Genomic DNA, 17,091 nt, shown 5'->3' with positions numbered 1-17,091 from the left:
ATGCTCTGAGCCTTTTTATAAAAATAGCATGCTGTTGAAGGTAAGCACCCTCATTGTTTAATAACCGATTCATTGTGAGTCAAGAATACCTTTTAAAAGAGCAATTTTTCCCCATACCCCCCCCTGACCAAAAGAGCCGACTCCAGGAACAGGATGAGGTTCAGCGCGGGTTGACAATAAGCGGAGAAATTCCCGCTAATTTAAATAGAGCTCTAAAATCAGCTTAAATAGAAGGAGAAATTCCGCCTATCGACCCAAAAAAAAGGATAATCGACCATTTTGCTTCGCTTAACCGGAAAATCTCCGCTTATATAGACCCATTCATGGCATATTAACAATTTAACAGGAAAATCTCCGCTTATTAATAGCCCGAGGAAATTTAGCTTTCCCCCACGGAAAGCAAAGTGCCTGCAACGCCCCTTTAAAAACAAAAACTCATCAAAAAAACGTCCTGTTTTTCCTAAAGAGAAATCACCCAAAAAATGATAAAACCCTGTTGATTAGAGTGGAAGGCACGCAGACTCCTGCGGGATCGCAGCGAAAATGTTGAGACCCCACAGCGCGCAGCGCGAGGACGCTCAACTTCGCCCCGCGGAAAAGCGAAGTGCCTGCAACGCAAATCAACAGCCCCCATTTAGGCAGTGTTTTTACAGTCCTGGAAAAATTGTACACAATAAAAATTCCATGCTACGATTTTAGATAGATAATTAAGAAACTGGAGGAGCAAAAATGGATATTAAACCTCTGAAACAAGCTCTCAAACAAGGGCTCCAAAACGACCGGTTCATCCTCGGAATAGATGGACTCAGCCGCTCAGGAAAAACCACACTCGTCAATAGGCTCAAACAATGGCTGCAGGCAGAAGGACACCCCGCAATCATCTTTCATCTCGATGATTATATAGAAGACCGCAATAAAAGATACAACACAGGAAACGAAGAATGGTACGAATACTACTCCCTTCAATGGGATGCAGAACACTTAAAGCAGGAGCTGTTTTCAAAAGTACATACCGGAAAAGAACTTACCTTAAGGTTCTATGTCGAACAAAATGACAGCCATTTTCTTAAAAATACCACCATTCCCCGGAAATGCCTCATCATCATCGAAGGCGTCTTTCTGCAGCGTCCCGAATGGAAAAACCATCTTGATTATATCGTTTACCTGGACTGTCCGAGAGAGACAAGATTCAAACGCGAAAAAGAAGCCACCAGACAAAAAGTGGACAAGTTTGAAAACAGATACTGGAAGGCGGAAGATCATTACTTAGAAACTGTCCGGCCGCTGGAAGGGGCAGACTTGGTCGTCAGCCAGCCGGTGCAGCCTGTTTAAACTTACATGAAAAAGCCTGATAGACTGTCTATCAGGCTTTGTCAAACATGATTTCTCTAATTAAATCGGGAGCCACTTCCCCATATTGGAACCCAAGCTCTTCCGTTTTGCTAATTGTCTATTATCCAGGAATAAGAGGAAAGGCTGCTCCAAATCTTAGGCATTCATATTTTTCTCGATTTTATATTCTTCCTTTTTCTCTTCAAGCCAGTTATAGTACTCAGTCTGCATCCTTTCGTCAAAAAGTGCCTTTTTCGCTGCTTCTTTGCTGTCTTCGTACACAGCTTCTTTTGCTTCCTTTTTATCTTCCACTTTAATGATATGGTAGCCGTAATCGGTTTTGACTGGCCCGCTTATTTCATTAGCTTTCAACGCAAAGGCAGCTTCCTCAAACGCGGCTTCCATTTCTCCCTTTCCGAAATAGCCGAGCTCGCCGCCTGATTCGGCATTGGAAGCATCGGTGGAGTATTCTTTTGCCAGATCGGCAAATTCTTCTCCTTTGTCCAGCTTGGATTTGACTTCTTTTGCTGTCGCTTCATCTTCAACTAGGATATGGCTTGCCTTTACCTGCTCCTGCTGGGCATACTGATCTTTATTTTCTTCAAAATAAGCTTTGATTTCATCTTCTTTTAAATCAATTCGCGGCTCGAGGAGCTTTTCTGTTTTTAAGTATTTTTCAATATCCTCTGCTATTCCGGCTTCTGTAACACCACTCTGTTCAAGTGCAGCTTTGAAGCCCTCCTCCCCGCCATATGATTCTTTCAGATTTTTCAGCTCTTCTTCTTTTTCCTTGTCGCTTATTGTTACTTTTTCCTTCTTTGCCTCCATTTCAATGATCTTGTCCGTTACAAGCGCGTCCAGAGCCTCATCTCCATATTGCTTGACCAGCAGGCTGTAGAGCTCTTCTTTTTTTATACTTTCGCTGCCCACACTTGCTACAGCCGGCTCCTTTGAAAGAAAGAAGGCAGCAGTACCTGCAGCTGCCAAAATAAGCACCAATATCCCTAATCCGATTTTCTTTGTTAAAAACCCCATCATAACTTCCTTTCCATTCTATTATTTAAAATGTCGGCATACAGTCCGGCGGCGGACTTTTAATCTGTAATTGTTTTTGTCCCCAATTCCATAGTGATATTCATTTTTTCACCATTTCGGTAAAGTGACAGCTCCGCTTTATCGCCTGTTTTCAGCTTGGTATACAGATACTTCCTAAAGTCATCCGGACTGCCAATCTCTGTATCATTAATGGCAATAATCACGTCTCCCGTTTTCAGGCCTGCCTTGGCTGCAGCAGATTCAGGATCAATATTGGCAATGAATGCTCCTTTGGTTACATTCTGCGGCAGGTTTTGCAGATACCCTTGAGGGACTTCCTGAAGACCGGCAAGACCGACCCCTGCATAAGGACGCTCTACCTTGCCATTTGCCATGATTTCCTCCACGATCGGCTGAAGATCATTGGAAGGGATGGCAAAACCAAGGCCTTCTACCCCGCTTTCGGAAATTTTCAGACTGTTGATGCCGATTACTTCCCCTGCAGTATTTATCAATGCCCCGCCGCTGTTCCCCGGATTGATTGCTGCATCTGTCTGGATGACATTCATATCCCAGCTGCCGGCAGAAGTATCAACAGAGATTGAGCGGTCCACCGCACTGACAATCCCCTGTGTGACTGTTCTTGAAAGGTCAAGACCGAGCGGGTTTCCTATCGCGAGCACCTGGTCTCCAGGCCTCAGCTTGGATGAATCACCAAAGCCCAGCAGAGTATCGGCATACTTTTCATCCATCCTCAACACTGCCAAATCTGTCAGTGCATCTGCTCCGACTAGCTCTGCAGTTGTTTTCTGGCCGTCATGAAGGGAAATATCAATCTTGCTGGCCCCCTCGACAACATGGTTGTTTGTCAGGATATAGGCGCTTCCATTCTCTTTTTTAAATATCACACCTGAGCCTGAACCGCTTTCCACCGTTTGGCTGGTGTTTGAAAATTGATTGGCTCGATTCTCCGATTTCACGATTCCCACAATCGCTTTTGATGCACCTTCGACTATATCAGCAAGAGAGCCTTCTGTATGAGCACTAGTCTGCTCAGGAATGATGCCCGTTTTATTGGCATCAGCGGCGCTGGATGCCTGTCCTCCTGAAACATCCTGGCTTGCGGCTGCCTGAGGGAATTGCTCCCTAATATAATCAGTGTAAGGTGCCGCATACAATGTCAGAGCAGAACCGACCACCCCGGCTGCAACAACTGACAGTATGCCTTTGCCCTTCCTTAGCTTTGATTTAGTTTCTTCCTGGTTATATTTATCATTGGAATCCATCATTCTGAATCCTCCTAATAGATTATTTAATACTTTGCTTGATTTTTATATTACCGGGCAAATATGACCAAACTGTTACCAAATTGGGAAGGGATGCAGAAGAATATGGGAAGAAATCATACAAAAAAAAAGACCGCAGAATTTCTGCAGCCATTCTTTCGTGCCTTTATTAAAACTTCCATTGGTCGAGCGAATCCATGACATATGTCGGCTTCTTTTCATAACCTTCGAGCAGTTCCTTTGTTGTCACGCCGGTATGGACAAGAAGGGTATCCATTCCCGCATTCATCCCTGCCAGAATGTCGGTATCATAGTTGTCGCCTACCATCAATGTCTCGTCCTTGCTGGTGCCGATTACCTTTAATGCCTGCTCCATGATGATTGACTCCGGCTTGCCGATGAACAGCGGTTCGGTTTGAGTTGAAACAGTGATTACAGAGGTGATGGATCCATTGCCCGGAAGAAAGCCCCTTTCAGTCGGCAGCGCGATATCTCCATTTGTGGAAATGAATTTTGCGCCCCTGCGCACGGCCAGACAGCCGATGGCAAGCTTTTCATAGTTGATTGAACGGTCGATTCCCACAACAACATAATCTGCATCTTCATTTGCAAATGAAAGGCCTTCATCTTCAATCGCCGTGCGGATCCCTTCTTCTCCAATGACATATACAGAGGCATCCTTCTTTTCTTCCGCAATAAAGCTTGCTGTTGCCATGCTTGTCGTAAAGACCTGCTCTTCTTCAGCAGGTATATCAAAATCCCTCAGCTTCGCAGCAACCTGCTGGGGAGTGCGTGAAGAGTTATTGGTCACGAACAAATAAGGAATGCCTCTCTCTTTGAGCTTTTTGACGAAATCAGCGGCTTCCTGGATCAATTCTGTTCCACGGTACATAGTCCCATCCAAATCAATTAAATAGCCTTTATAATCCTTCAAAATATCCAACTCCTGCCTGTAATTGCCTCATTCAATTTTGTTTTGCCCCTGTTTAAAATTAAAATGCAAAAAAAGCTCTTTTCCAAGAGCCTTTTTTGACTAGCGTCTTATTCTGCCAAGGCCAAAACCATAAGGTCATGGCTTTAGTATAAAGGAAAAGGCTTTTCCCTCCAAAGGATTCAGCTTTCTCCGGTCAGTTCTTGAATGCCGATACCGGTCCAAGTTCATTGAGGATATATGACCTTACAGCGGGTGCGAATCTTTTAATATCATCCAGATGATCAGCAAAAGCTTTCTGCAGCTCCGTGTGGCTGATGCTTGTATAGTTTTGGACCAGTTCCTTGCGGTATTGGATGATCGCTTTATAGCTGCCTGCCATATCACTTGAGATCACTTTTTCATCTTCAAGGATATCCACGATATCTTCATAGCTGCCCGGGTCCCTCATAATAAAGCCGTCTATTATGCTGTTGCCGACATCAAGGATCGCTTCGATCAGCAGATGGGAAACCCGTTCCAGTGCTGCCCTTTCAATCTCACTGTCCCAATTGTCCTTTCCCTCGAAAAGGGCAGTTTGCTTTTCAAAAAATACGAGTATCTCTTCAATCTTTTCCCTGTCCACAAAATACATAAAGGTTCATCCTTTCAATTGACCCCTATGATGACAACAGGCCTTTTTGAAGCAGATCAGGCCGGGCATAAAAATAACCCTGTGCCAGGTCCACTTTATTGCGGAAGAGGACAATCGCCTCCTCTTCGCTTTCAATACCTTCTGCCACCACCAGGGAGCCGGTTTCTTTTGCCACCAGGAGCAGGCCTTTAAGCATGGATTCCTTTACCGTATTTTTGTCGATATTCTGAATGACGGAACGGTCGATCTTGATGATGTCCGGCATGATTTCCGTAATAGAGTTCAAGCTGGCATATCCTGCTCCTGTATCATCGATGGCAATCCGGAATCCGAAAGTCCTGAGTACCTTTATATTGTAAATAAAATACTCCATTCCTTCAATTGAATCCCTTTCAGTCACCTCGATTGTCATCTGGCGAGGGCTGATCCCTTTATGCCTGGCAAGCAGTTTTTTAATGTCCCTGACAAAAAGCTGGTTGCCCAGGGTGATCGGTGTGAAGTTAATGAAAATATCCTGCTGGCAGCCGGTCGTTTCAATCTGTTCGAGTATCTTTTCCATCACGATCATTTCAAGGTCATAAAGCATGCCTGTCTGCCTTGCGACTGAAAAGAGCTGAAGCGGATTTTCAAGCGGGGTCCCTTCCGGACCGCGGGTCAGCATCTCCCATGCCTTCACTTCCTTTGTAGCCACATCAAGAATAGGCTGGGCGAGAAGGCGGATCTCTTTCTTTGCGACGATTTTGCTCATGCTGTACAGCATTTCATTGAAATCGGACTGCACCCTTTTTTCCGCCATGGCAAGTGCCTGCTGATGGGCCTTCAGTACGGCTTCTTCTATAGAATAATGCTTTTTCTCAATAAACATGTATCCGGTTTCAATCTGAGGATTGACTGTCGGATGGCTCAGCAGGAGATTCCGTTCTGATTCCCTGAGGATTTTCTTCATAATTCCCTCAATCTCCGAGATGCAATAGCGTTCATGCCCTACCTCAATGAAAAGAGTAAGCCCGTCGCTGTAATGATCATGAAGGAGAATAACCTCCTCTTCCTTCAATTCCCCCTGGATTGTATGGCAGAACTCCCTTTTAATGCTGGATATGTAAGCAAAATAGCCGGTTTGGCCAAGCTGGTCTGAAATCTCTCTCAGATTCTTGATAGTAAAGACCGCGACAGCTACCTCAGATCCTTTACGGAATGCCCGTTTGACACCCTGGATGATCGGGTCCCTAAGGATGAACTGGGGAGGATAATAACGGATGCTGGATAGCGGGAATACAATCTTTCCCCAGTTGAAAAAATTGCGGAGCTTTTGTCTGCTTTTATGGACCATTTGTCTCATTCCTCTCAGGAGTCGGCATTTTTCATGAATCTATTGTACCATAATTTTCAAGGATCCGTTTTTTTCATTACGGTAAAATAGAATAAAATCACAGTGCTTCAAGTGGGCAGCTTCTGATAAGATAAGGATAATAAGAAGCTCAAGGAGGAATCTGCAGGATGTCCGAAAGATTTTTTTTATATGATGATTTAGAAGAAACGAAAACAAGATTCGTCAGTTTTATGGGTGAAAACCAGCGCTTCGACCTCGCCATTATCCAGTCGTCCCGCTATTATGGAAAGCAGCTTGTCCTTGATATCCAGGGCAGCCGGTTTGCCATCATCGGTCCCGATGACCTGAAAGAAGAAGGATACCTTGAATTTGCCTTTAAGCTATCTGAAGAAGATGCGGAAGAGCTGCGGTCATTCTTATATGAAATGATTTAATGCCTTTTTGCGCCATCTTGCCCCTTATATCTTGTGAAGGAATGCAGATACTAGGCAGGAGGTGATAGAATGAGCGATGATAAAGAAAAAGAAACTTATACTGACTTTTCAAACGTGGAGACCCAGCGCAATTTCCTTGTACCTGAAACGCTTCCGGAAGGTCCTTATGGCTCTCCGAGAGGGAAGGATCAGCCTGTCGAGAATAAAAGTACCCCTTGGCGGGAGGGCCAGCGCTATTACAGCGCCTTTAATTATGAGTTCAAATCCCTCCATCAAAACCTCCCGAGGCAGATGGAGGGGGCCCACCCGACCCATGATGATCCAGATAAGAATGAAGAGCCGCCATATACCTCAAAATAAGACAAAACAAGAGCCGTTCATCGGCTCTTGTCAGGCTTTTATCTTTTTTACAACAAAGTATGGGCACCCAAAATTGCAATACTCATAAAGATATTCAGTCAGCGTGCTTATCTTCGTATCAAAAGTGGCTTTCTGGTTCTGGTCGTCAAAAAAGCCCCTGAGCCTCAGCTGCCCATAGCCCCAGTCCCCCACAATATAATCATACTTTGTCAGGATCTCGCTGTACCTTCCTCGGAAGGCCTCTTCATTAAACCCATCTGTTCTCTCTTCAATCAGCTCATAACAGATATTATTGATGCAAACCATGTCTATCACCTCTCATGTCTCTTTGCCTTTTCCCTTCCTGCTACTTAAATTATAACTGATTCCCCATCAATTACTAAGAAAAAAAAGTATACACATGGTCATGATAGTAATGAGGGGGTGTTTCAATTGAAGAAGTCCATCATCATAATAGGTATCTGCAGCCTTTCAGCTCTTGCTGCCTGCCAGAACTTTTCCTCCAAGGATGAAATGTATGAGGAAAGCGGCAATACGATCAACGTGAATGATCAGCGTCCTGAATTGTACAACCAGAATTACAGGCGCGGCAATAATATGAGCGAAAGCTATGGTTATGTCCGCCACCAAAGAAGCCCGATCCCGGGAGACAACTCTTCCAATGACCATTATGCTGCCATCAACCGGGAGCAGGTTGCCGATATCATCGCCAAATATTGCACAGATGTCCCTAATGTCGATGATGTATCAGCTCTTGTAACGGATGAAGAGGTCCTGCTTGTATATGATACAGATTCAAAGGACCGTGCTGAAACAGCAGACCAGGTGAAAAAAATGGCCATGTCAGTCATACCGCGCTGGTACCATGTATACGTTTCCGACAACACCAACTTACGCAAAAATGTGGAAAATTATGCGACCATGGATTCAGACAGCCGCAACATGGAATATGCCATCAATGAAACGATTAAAGAAATGCTTCAGTCGCCACAGGGCAGAAAAATGTCCTCAGGCGAAAATGAAAACGGTGAAGCACAGGGTGAAATGAATGACGATACTGATCATGACGATATTAGCGAAGCTTTGGACAAAACGAAAGCAAAAAAGGGCAGCAGCCCTCAAATGAAATAATGATATGACTGAAAAAGAGTTCAGCAAGCGCTGAACTCTTTTACTATTTTTACCCATTTTCCCGCTTTAAGCCTGCTGGACGCTTTGCTCCTCGCCCATCAGCTGCTTTTGCTTCGCTGCAGCGTTGACCTGCTCATCGGCATGGTAGGAAGAGCGCACCAGAGGGCCTGCCTCGCAATGGCTGAAACCTTTGCTCATAGCAATTTCCTTCAGCTCCTGGAATTCATCCGGATGGTAGTATTTCTGGACCTTTATGTGCTTCTTGGTAGGCTGCAGATACTGGCCGATTGTCATGATATCTACATCATGGGCGCGAAGGTCATCCATCGTTGCGATGATTTCTTCTTTTGTTTCGCCAAGGCCGATCATCAGGCTGGATTTTGTAGGGATATCAGGCTGCATTTCTTTTGCGCGCTTCAGGAATTCCAATGAGCGCTTATATGTAGCACGTGCACGGACTCTTGGAGTCAGCCTTTCAACCGTTTCTATATTATGGTTCAGGATATCAGGGCGGGCATCCATCAGCATTTTAAGGTTTTCATAAACACCGCCCATATCTGAAGGCAGCACCTCAATGCTTGTGAATGGGCTCTTGCGGCGGATCGCCCTTACGGTTTCAGCAAATACAGCTGCGCCTCCGTCCTTAAGGTCATCCCTTGCTACAGCTGTAACAACTGCATGCTTAAGGTTCATCAGGGCAACAGAGTCTGCCACTCTTTCCGGCTCCTGTAAGTCCAGCTCATTCGGAAGGCCTGTTTTAACCGCACAAAAACGGCATGCACGTGTGCATACGCCACCCAGGATCATGAAAGTTGCCGTTCTTCTGACTGCCCAGCATTCATGAATATTCGGACACTTTGCTTCCTCACAGACGGTATGAAGGTTTTTTTCCCTCATCATTTTTTTGAGGCCATTGTAATTTTCATTCGTATTTAATTTTATTTTCAGCCATTCAGGCTTGCGGATATATTCTTCTTTTTGGCTCACTATTCCCACTCCATCCATTCAATCTTGTCCCCAGAAAACCGGACTGATTTAGACTTCATGATGTCACTTTAACATAATGAAGAAGGCAGAACAAGCCATTCCTCTCATCATTACCATTAATTGATATAGATGAAAAGGCGCGCTCCTTCACAAACTAAACTGCAAACAAGACCGAAAGGAAGGTTTCCATGCGCATACTTTTGACCCTTCTGCTGCTGTTCTCCCTTTATCCGGCCAGGACAGATGCGGCTGAGAGCACGGATCTGGCGGAGATTTACAGCAAAAGAATGCAATTATACAAGAATACTGAGGCCATCACCAATATACCCTGGTATTATTTGGCGGCTGTCGACCAGTATGAGCGCAGCATCCGCAAGGCGCGCCGGGACCTCCCGAAAGCAGAGGGACTGACAGGAATTTATTTTAAGCCGGAAGAATGGGCCGGCCTGTTAAACCCTGATCTGGAGGACGATAATCCTGCTTCCATCCAATTTTTCGGAGGCATGGGAGTCGATGGCAATGGTGATGGCAAAGCTTCATTGAAGGATGACCAGGATGTCATTTATGCTTTTGCCCACTTTCTTCTTTCTTATGGAGTTGACCATGATAATATAAAAATTGGGTTATGGGATTATTATAAACGGGATAAAACCGTCGGGATCATCATAGGGCATGCTGAGATCTATAAACACTTCGGCCGGCTGGACCTTGACGGCCATGCCTTTCCCGTTCCCTTCAGAAGCAATCACAGCTACAAAAATACCTGGGGGGATGCAAGGGGCTGGGGAGGCAGGAGGATTCATGAAGGAACAGATATTTTTGCCGACTACGGCGTCCCCGTGAGGGCCACCAGCTACGGCATTATAGAAATGAAAGGCTGGAACAAGTATGGCGGCTGGAGAATCGGCATCCGGGATATCAATAATAACTATCATTATTTTGCGCATTTGAGCGGCTTTGCTAAGGATTTGAAAGCAGGGCAGATTGTTGAACCGGGCATGCTGATCGGGGGTGTAGGCAGCTCCGGCTATGGCCCGCCGGGAACATCCGGGAAGTTCCCGCCTCATCTTCACTACGGAATGTACAAAGACAATGGGTATACGGAATGGTCCTATGATCCCTATCCGCACCTAAGGCTGTGGGAGAGGCAGGATAAGATTCAGTCCCGGAAAAAGAAATAAGGGCCGGAACCATTGTCCCCGGATAATAAATAAAGGCTGCCGAAAAGATTCGGCAGCCTTTGCTTTCATGACTTTTTTGCTTTTGAAACTGCAAAGGAAATGCTTGCAGCAAGTCCTCCCCAAATGATAAGCATCCCAACGATCATCATTGTTATTGCACTAGCAGACATTATTGAGAAACCCCCTTCTTATCCGGGACAGAAATGGTGCCTTTATCCCACTTGAATGCCATGAAGATGAATCCGAGTACAATGGCGCCGACCGCGACTGCCCATCCTGAATAGATGATAAAGCCTGTCGGGTAGCCCTCGTAATTGTCCTTGATATTAGTGTAGATGTTCTGGATCATCATATAGCCAAGGATCAGCGGTGTAATAACAGTCAGACAGATCCTCCACCACGCGCCTAGAAGGATATCTGAGACGCTGTCCGCATGCGACTGGATGCTTTTCAGCTCCCTCAATACCCATGCAATTACGACTACTTCCACAAGCCCTGCAAGCGCTACTCCAAACTGGTTGATGAAATAATCAGCTGCATCAAGGAAATAGAGGCCGCTGTCTGTCGCAAACAATACGGAAATGATGGCAGAAGCCCCGCCTCCAAATAATACTGCTTTTGTACGGGACACTTTGAACTTATCCTGTACACCAGCAACAAAAGTTTCCACGATTGAGATGAGTGATGTAAGACCTGCAAGGACCAGGCATAGGAAGAAGAAGAAGCCAAACAGTCCGTTTAAAGCAGGGAATTCACTAATGATCTGCGGGAATACCACGAAAGCAAGGCCCACACCTGAACTAACAACCTCATTGATTGGCACGCCTTGCTGTGCAGCCATGAAGCCCAGTGCAGCAAAGACGCCGATCCCGGCGAGAAGCTCAAACCCGGAATTTGCAAATCCAGTGATGAATGCACTGTTTGTCAGATCCGTCTTCTTTGGAAGATAGCTGGAGTACGTGATCATGATCGCAAATCCGATTGATAAGCTGAAGAAGATCTGGCCATATGCGGCCACCCATACTCCAGGATCTGCAATCTTGCTCCAATCCGGCTTGAAGAAGGCATCAAGCCCCTGGACAGCTCCATCAAGTGTCAGCGCGCGAACAACAATGATTAAAAATAAGATAACAAGGGCTGGAATAAAGATTTTGTTCGCTACTTCTATCCCTTTTTTCACGCCTTTAAACAATACGCCAAGAGTAATGAGCCATACAAGGATCAATGGGAAGAATACGCCTGGGACGATCGTGCTGATTGATCCCGGTGCATCTGAAAGCTTAAGATATTCTCCGAAAAAGAAACCGTTCGGGTCATCTCCCCAATTCTGGTTAAAGGAAAACCCTGCAAATGACATGGCCCACGCAATGATGACCGCATAATATGTGGAGATGACAAAGGAAACAGCTACCTGCCACCAGCCGAGCCATTCAAATTTTTTGTTCAGCCTTGCATACGTAAGCGGAGCGGAGCCGCGGTACTTATGGCCCAGTGTAAATTCAAGGATGAGAATTGGGATCCCTGCTGTCAGAAGTGCAAACAGATAAGGAAAGAAGAAAGCTCCTCCTCCATTATCATACGCCACGGCAGGGAATCTCCATATATTCCCCAGCCCGATCGCTGATCCGACAGCTGCCATAATGAAACCTGCTCTCGTTCCCCATTGAGGACGATTATCCATAATTCAATTTACCCCCATTTCATTTCCAGTTCTTTTGAAATGCACGTCTCAAGAGTTGGAAACTTTTATATTTTCTGATTTTTTAGTATAATCTAAACATAGTATAGCCACATTTCCCTACGGTGTCAAAGCTTTATTTTTTGAAAATTATTATTTTTAAATAATAACTCCCAAGCCCCTTAATGCCCATCCACCTCCTTAATATACTAATATTCCCCCGCCGGATAGACTATCCATGAAATTCTGGCATTTTCATATAAATCGTTTTTCAGAATGCACTTTCCAATGGCAATTAAAAAAGAGGCACCCTATGCGGGATGCCTCTCAATATCAATCTGTAAATTCAGCAGATGTTCCCTGCCCGCGCCCCGCAATGAAGGCAAAGGCAGCTAAAAGGACTGCCACTGAAATTAAAGCAAAAATGGTGCTGCCGGTAAATCCGATCACCAGGTATCCCACAGCTGCGATCAGCGCTGATATGAGTGCATACGGCAGCTGAGTCAGCACATGGTCGATATGGTTGCACCCGGCCCCTGTGGATGAAAGGATGGTTGTATCTGAAATAGGAGAACAGTGGTCTCCAAATACCGCTCCAGCCAAAACGGCTGCCATTGCAGGCAGAAGAAGCGAAATATCGGTCGCTGCTACAACGTCGCCGGCAATAGGAAGCAGGATGCCAAAGGAGCCCCATGATGTTCCTGTACTGAATGCCATGATCCCTGCAATTACAAACAATATGATTGGCAGCAGTGAAAGGCTTATATTGCTGTTTTCCACGACACCTGCAAGATAGGTCCCGGTTTCCAGCTGGCCGATCAGATCAACAATCGCCCAGGCAAAGATCAAAATATAGACCGCAGGGAGCATGGATTTAACTCCTTCCCAGATCCCTTTTCCGAAAACGCCTGCACTTACTCCCTTCAATACGACAGCCTGGCGAAGGAACAGCAGCAGTGTGAGAGCAAGCCCGATCAGGCTTCCGATGATCAGGGATTTCGCTACATCGGTATTTTCGAAGATCTTCAGGATCGTTGCGCTTCCCTCTGTTGCTGTGTATCCAGTCCAGACCATGCTGCCGACTGTTCCGAGAATCAACGCAATGATCGGCCAGACAAGATCTCCGACTGACCCGGTTGTGCTTGTTGGAAGATCATCCTTCAGCTCTCCAGGAGCAGGCTTATCAGGATCCAGAACCAGTCCTTCTTTTACAGCCCGCTCTTCATGGGCTTTCATCGGCCCGATTTGGATATTCCTGAATGCCACAATGAATACCATGGCAAGAGCAGTCCATACATAAAGGTTCATCGGCACCATCTGCATGAAAGCTGAGAATGCCGAGTATTCTGTCACCCCATGACCGGCTAGGATCGTCCCGATTAGGGCAATGATATAGGCGCCCCAGCTCGAAACAGGGGAAACGACACATACCGGAGCAGATGTAGAATCAATCAGATACGCAAGCTTTGCCCTTGAAACTTTATGCCGGTCCGTTATCGGCCGTGAGATCTGGCCGACCGCCAGTGCATTGAAATAATCATCAATGAAAATAATGATGCCAAGCACTGCACCGACAAGCTGGGCTCCAGCCCGGGTTTTCACCCGTTTCATCGCCCATTCCCCGAATGCGCGGCTTCCTCCGGAAATGTTGATAAAAGCGGTAATGATGCCAAGAACCAGCAAAAATAAAATAATATATACATTCCAGGTATTCAGGGCTCCATCAGCCACAAAAATGCCTTTGACGGCCTCCCAGATGATGCTCAGGGTTTTCCCGATGCCAAAGTCGGCAAGCAGGAAGGCAGCGGTTATAATCCCGACACCTAAAGATAACAATACTCTTCTTGTCAGAACGACCATTAAAATGGCCACAAGCGGCGGCAAAAGTGAAAATATCGTGTTTGCCAATTTCTCTCCTCCTCCTTGTATGATGACAGGGGGGAACTTCCAGACGAAGATGCAGTTTCAGCTGCTGTGCAGCTGCAGATAATAAAAAAGAGCAATGATAGAAAATCCATCATTACTCTTTCTAAGTAATAGGTTTCTCCATCACGATCTGTAGCTCCCCATTATAAGGCTTTTCTAAGCATATACCTGCTTTGCCTTTATAATGACAGTGCTGCCCTTCTTCAAAGCAGCCCCAGCAATGGAATGCGGACACATGTCAATTGCTTCGGCAAAAATTCCCTTTCTGATGCGGTCAACGTTGTCATCCTCGCACATCTTACTCTTGAATTTTGCACCTCTACCCCACCGGATATGATAAGGTCATATTAATTTCTATAATACTATAACAGGCACCCTTCTTTTTAGCAAATCCATTAATTAGCAGGCAGCTCAATGGAAGGGGCAGAATCACCGCCGCCCCCGTTATAGAATTGGGGCACATCTCCCGGGATGACTCCCATGGCCACCGGCACATCCTCCTGCACATGTATAACTTTTGTAGCAAATGGTATGATGATCTGGACCTGGACATCCAGGCGGACAAACACTTCCACCAGTACATTATTGATTCCATGGTCTTCACTTTTTCTGATCACATTTGATGTAACAGATCCCACGGAATTGAATTTCACCGGTATCCGGGGTCCGAGATTCCCTAAAAGGGCGTTGTTAGTTGCCTGGCCCAATGGCACATAGTAGATGATCCCATCCTGCTTTTTGGAGCCTTCTGTTTCAATTTCTATTTCTGTGAATGATTCCAGGGCTGATAGATCGCCCTGTTCAGCTTTTTTGATATTATCCTGGACCATTTCCGTAACCTCTGCCTTCACACGGTTTAACTTCTCGGTATTGATGGTGATGACAGAACCATCGCCGCTTTTAACAAACATCTCCTCAAGGTCCATTACATTCGTGATTTTTTTGTTGATGGCATTGTTAATGACCAGCGATGCGATTTTCCTCGTCTGAGAGTCAGCGTAACTCATCAGGGTAGGTTCAAGCCCCTTATTGATGATCCATATTCCGGCTGCGGTCGAGAACATAAAAAACACAAAAGTCAGCAGAAAAACATACCGGAAAGGAAGCGGGCCTTTCCTTGGGAGCCGGCCGCCGAATTTAGCCAAAGCAAATCCCCCCTTTACAAGCTATATGTATGCTGCAAAGGGGGGAACTAGCAGAAAAACTTAGATTTTATTTGCTGTTTCCGGCATCCGCATTTCACAGCCGGTGACAATCACGGTAAGCTCTTCTGACAAGTCGAGATCGAATGGTTCAACCGGAAGGCCCTCTTTTTCAAGAATACGGACCACGGGCCTGTCAGACACTCCTTTATTCTGGCGGACCACCACTCCTGACCTGCCATCATTCAAATGGACCATCATCCCGGAAGGATAGACAGCAACAGACCGCCGAAAAGCTTCTACCACAGCCGTATCAAATTGTTTCCCTGAGCCTGCATACAATATCTCGAGCCCCTCATGCGGCAGCATGGCCCCCCTGTATACACGGTTGGAGGTGACGGCATCGAATACATCAGCGACGGCAATGATTTTGGCAAACAGATGGATTTCATCTTCCACCAGCCTCCTTGGGTAGCCGCTGCCGTTCAGCCGTTCATGATGCTGAAAGGCGCAATGGGCAGCAAGGAGAGGCAATGTATGTACCCTGCGCAAAATTTCAAAGCCTGCTTCTGCATGCTTTTGGATTTCTGCAAATTCATCTTCTGTCAGCTTTCCCGTCTTAAAGAGAATTTCAGAGGGCACCTTCATTTTGCCGACATCATGGAGAATAGCCCCGATCCCCAGCATATCCAGCTCCTGCGGCTTCAGCTTCAGCTCTATGCCGATCGCCAGGGAATAGAGCGTCACATTCAGCGAATGGGAGAAAATATAACTGTCATATGTACACACGTCCGCCAATATGCCAAACAGATCTTTATTATCATTAATCTGCTGCACCAGATCCCTGATGATCTGTTTAAAGCTTTTCGACGATTTTTCAATAATGATCGAGTCTGACAGCTTGTTCCCTTTCTTTATCTGGGTAAAAGTTTCCTCAATGGAAGATACCGCTTTCCTTTTCATCGCCGAATCGATCGAGCTGCCGGATTCTATATCATCTGTCCTCGGGTCTTTTACATATATATAGGTGACGCCAAGATCCCCGAGCCTTGCAAGCAGCTTCTCCGAAAGCTCCACTCCGTCGCTGACAAGCACAACACCCTTATCGCTTAAAACCGCTTTTGCAAGAATGGCCCCCGGATGTACTGATGAGGTAGCTACTAATCTCATATAAAAGCTCCAATCATTTCTGTCTCAATTTACGTCCTTCATCCTACCCACATTATAGTAGAAAATTCTACAAAATACGACTGATAATGGTAATCTTTGCATAAGTAAGTATCTTCGGCTTCTATTTGGAGTGGAATGCTCCGTTAAAGAAAAAAAAAAGAGCCGCCTGCTGCGGCTGGCTCTCTACAGCATTTTCAGCAGGGCGTCCTTGCCGATCATGCCTTTATGGATTCCAAGTTCTTCAGCCTCAAAGGTCACCGATTCCAGCGGTGCCTCCAGGAGCTGCTCGATCGTGCGGACACCAACAGCCCTTCCAGCAATCACTTTCCGGTCCTTCAGCTTTTCATTGAGCAGGGCGATGTCCAGCGCTCCGCACATAACATAGCCCTTTTCGCTCGAGACAGCGAGCAGGGTCGTTTTCGGCAGCTGAACGGATACGCTTAAAAAGGTATGGCCGTCGATGATGACAGGTGACAGTTCCATCATAAGTATCCACTCCTTTCGCTTCATAACAGATTATGTCAGCAAAAGAAA

General features: G+C 45.9%; 18 protein-coding genes and 1 riboswitch. Of the genes, 5 read left to right on the top strand and 13 right to left on the bottom strand.

What is annotated here, in order from left to right:
• Positions 1–729 precede the first annotated feature (729 nt).
• A complete protein-coding gene (locus Q9R36_RS17850) occupies positions 730–1,332 on the top strand; it encodes a kinase (protein ID WP_311225645.1) in 603 nt (200 codons plus the stop codon).
• Positions 1,333–1,488: 156 nt separating this feature from the next.
• Here the strand turns inward: Q9R36_RS17850 and Q9R36_RS17845 are convergent, their stop codons facing one another.
• The 5 genes from Q9R36_RS17845 to Q9R36_RS17825 all read right to left on the bottom strand — a co-directional run bounded on the left by Q9R36_RS17845 (position 1,489) and on the right by Q9R36_RS17825 (position 6,548).
• Positions 1,489–2,370, bottom strand: coding sequence for a peptidylprolyl isomerase (locus Q9R36_RS17845; protein ID WP_311225644.1), 882 nt, complete (start codon positions 2,368–2,370; stop codon positions 1,489–1,491).
• Positions 2,371–2,426: 56 nt separating this feature from the next.
• Positions 2,427–3,656, bottom strand: a complete 1,230-nt coding sequence (locus Q9R36_RS17840; protein WP_311225643.1) for a S1C family serine protease — start codon at positions 3,654–3,656, stop codon at positions 2,427–2,429.
• A gap of 166 nt (positions 3,657–3,822) precedes the next feature.
• Positions 3,823–4,587: a TIGR01457 family HAD-type hydrolase gene (locus tag Q9R36_RS17835; protein ID WP_022544346.1), complete on the bottom strand. Its 765-nt coding sequence runs from the start codon at positions 4,585–4,587 to the stop codon at positions 3,823–3,825.
• Positions 4,588–4,780: 193 nt separating this feature from the next.
• The gene (locus tag Q9R36_RS17830; RefSeq protein ID WP_101549564.1) at positions 4,781–5,218 is read right to left on the bottom strand and encodes a DUF86 domain-containing protein; all 438 of its coding nucleotides are present in this window, start codon (positions 5,216–5,218) and stop codon (positions 4,781–4,783) included.
• Positions 5,219–5,243: 25 nt separating this feature from the next.
• A complete protein-coding gene (locus Q9R36_RS17825) occupies positions 5,244–6,548 on the bottom strand; it encodes an EAL domain-containing protein (RefSeq protein WP_311225642.1) in 1,305 nt (434 codons plus the stop codon).
• Positions 6,549–6,715: 167 nt separating this feature from the next.
• Between Q9R36_RS17825 and Q9R36_RS17820 the strand changes: the two genes are divergently transcribed.
• Positions 6,716–6,982, top strand: coding sequence for a DUF3055 domain-containing protein (locus Q9R36_RS17820; protein ID WP_009791456.1), 267 nt, complete (start codon positions 6,716–6,718; stop codon positions 6,980–6,982).
• A 69-nt stretch (positions 6,983–7,051) separates the two neighbouring features.
• Positions 7,052–7,342, top strand: a complete 291-nt coding sequence (locus Q9R36_RS17815; RefSeq protein WP_009791457.1) for a hypothetical protein — start codon at positions 7,052–7,054, stop codon at positions 7,340–7,342.
• 30 nt (positions 7,343–7,372) lie between these two features.
• Here Q9R36_RS17815 and Q9R36_RS17810 read toward each other — a convergent pair whose 3' ends face one another.
• Positions 7,373–7,648: a YutD family protein gene (locus tag Q9R36_RS17810; RefSeq protein ID WP_009791458.1), complete on the bottom strand. Its 276-nt coding sequence runs from the start codon at positions 7,646–7,648 to the stop codon at positions 7,373–7,375.
• Positions 7,649–7,774: 126 nt separating this feature from the next.
• Between Q9R36_RS17810 and Q9R36_RS17805 the strand changes: the two genes are divergently transcribed.
• The gene (locus Q9R36_RS17805; protein ID WP_009791459.1) at positions 7,775–8,473 is read left to right on the top strand and encodes a YhcN/YlaJ family sporulation lipoprotein; all 699 of its coding nucleotides are present in this window, start codon (positions 7,775–7,777) and stop codon (positions 8,471–8,473) included.
• Between the two features lie 66 nt (positions 8,474–8,539).
• Here the strand turns inward: Q9R36_RS17805 and lipA are convergent, their stop codons facing one another.
• Positions 8,540–9,478 (bottom strand): lipoyl synthase, encoded by a 939-nt coding sequence (lipA, locus tag Q9R36_RS17800; protein ID WP_022544347.1) that lies wholly within the window; start codon positions 9,476–9,478, stop codon positions 8,540–8,542.
• Positions 9,479–9,648: 170 nt separating this feature from the next.
• Here lipA and Q9R36_RS17795 point away from each other — a divergent pair, with 170 nt between their 5' ends.
• Positions 9,649–10,641 carry a M23 family metallopeptidase gene (locus tag Q9R36_RS17795; RefSeq protein ID WP_129613954.1) on the top strand — a complete coding sequence of 331 codons (993 nt, stop codon included), beginning with the start codon at positions 9,649–9,651 and terminating at the stop codon, positions 10,639–10,641.
• 65 nt (positions 10,642–10,706) lie between these two features.
• On the opposite strand, the gene Q9R36_RS17790 is transcribed toward Q9R36_RS17795, so the two are convergent.
• The 6 genes from Q9R36_RS17790 to Q9R36_RS17765 all read right to left on the bottom strand — a co-directional run bounded on the left by Q9R36_RS17790 (position 10,707) and on the right by Q9R36_RS17765 (position 17,043).
• Positions 10,707–10,811, bottom strand: coding sequence for a methionine/alanine import family NSS transporter small subunit (locus Q9R36_RS17790; RefSeq protein WP_022544349.1), 105 nt, complete (start codon positions 10,809–10,811; stop codon positions 10,707–10,709).
• Positions 10,811–12,322 (bottom strand): sodium-dependent transporter, encoded by a 1,512-nt coding sequence (locus Q9R36_RS17785; protein ID WP_035401234.1) that lies wholly within the window; start codon positions 12,320–12,322, stop codon positions 10,811–10,813. The genes Q9R36_RS17790 and Q9R36_RS17785 overlap by 1 nt, the downstream gene beginning before the upstream one ends.
• A gap of 330 nt (positions 12,323–12,652) precedes the next feature.
• Positions 12,653–14,227: a Na+/H+ antiporter NhaC family protein gene (locus Q9R36_RS17780; RefSeq protein WP_094769837.1), complete on the bottom strand. Its 1,575-nt coding sequence runs from the start codon at positions 14,225–14,227 to the stop codon at positions 12,653–12,655.
• 143 nt (positions 14,228–14,370) lie between these two features.
• Positions 14,371–14,575: riboswitch (Lysine riboswitch) on the bottom strand.
• A gap of 65 nt (positions 14,576–14,640) precedes the next feature.
• Positions 14,641–15,390: a sporulation protein YunB gene (gene yunB / locus Q9R36_RS17775; protein WP_101549560.1), complete on the bottom strand. Its 750-nt coding sequence runs from the start codon at positions 15,388–15,390 to the stop codon at positions 14,641–14,643.
• A gap of 60 nt (positions 15,391–15,450) precedes the next feature.
• Positions 15,451–16,557 carry an HD-GYP domain-containing protein gene (locus tag Q9R36_RS17770; protein ID WP_009791470.1) on the bottom strand — a complete coding sequence of 369 codons (1,107 nt, stop codon included), beginning with the start codon at positions 16,555–16,557 and terminating at the stop codon, positions 15,451–15,453.
• Positions 16,558–16,740: 183 nt separating this feature from the next.
• Entirely contained in the window at positions 16,741–17,043 is a 303-nt protein-coding gene (locus Q9R36_RS17765) for a YunC family protein (RefSeq protein ID WP_129613953.1), read from the bottom strand.
• Positions 17,044–17,091 lie beyond the last annotated feature (48 nt).

Source organism: Bacillus sp. AG4(2022) (genome assembly GCF_031844465.1).
Taxonomy (GTDB): Bacteria; Bacillota; Bacilli; order Bacillales; family Cytobacillaceae; genus Bacillus_AB; species Bacillus_AB infantis.
The sequence above is the reverse complement of the archived record's forward strand: the minus strand, read 5'-3'. Positions and strand labels throughout refer to the sequence as shown.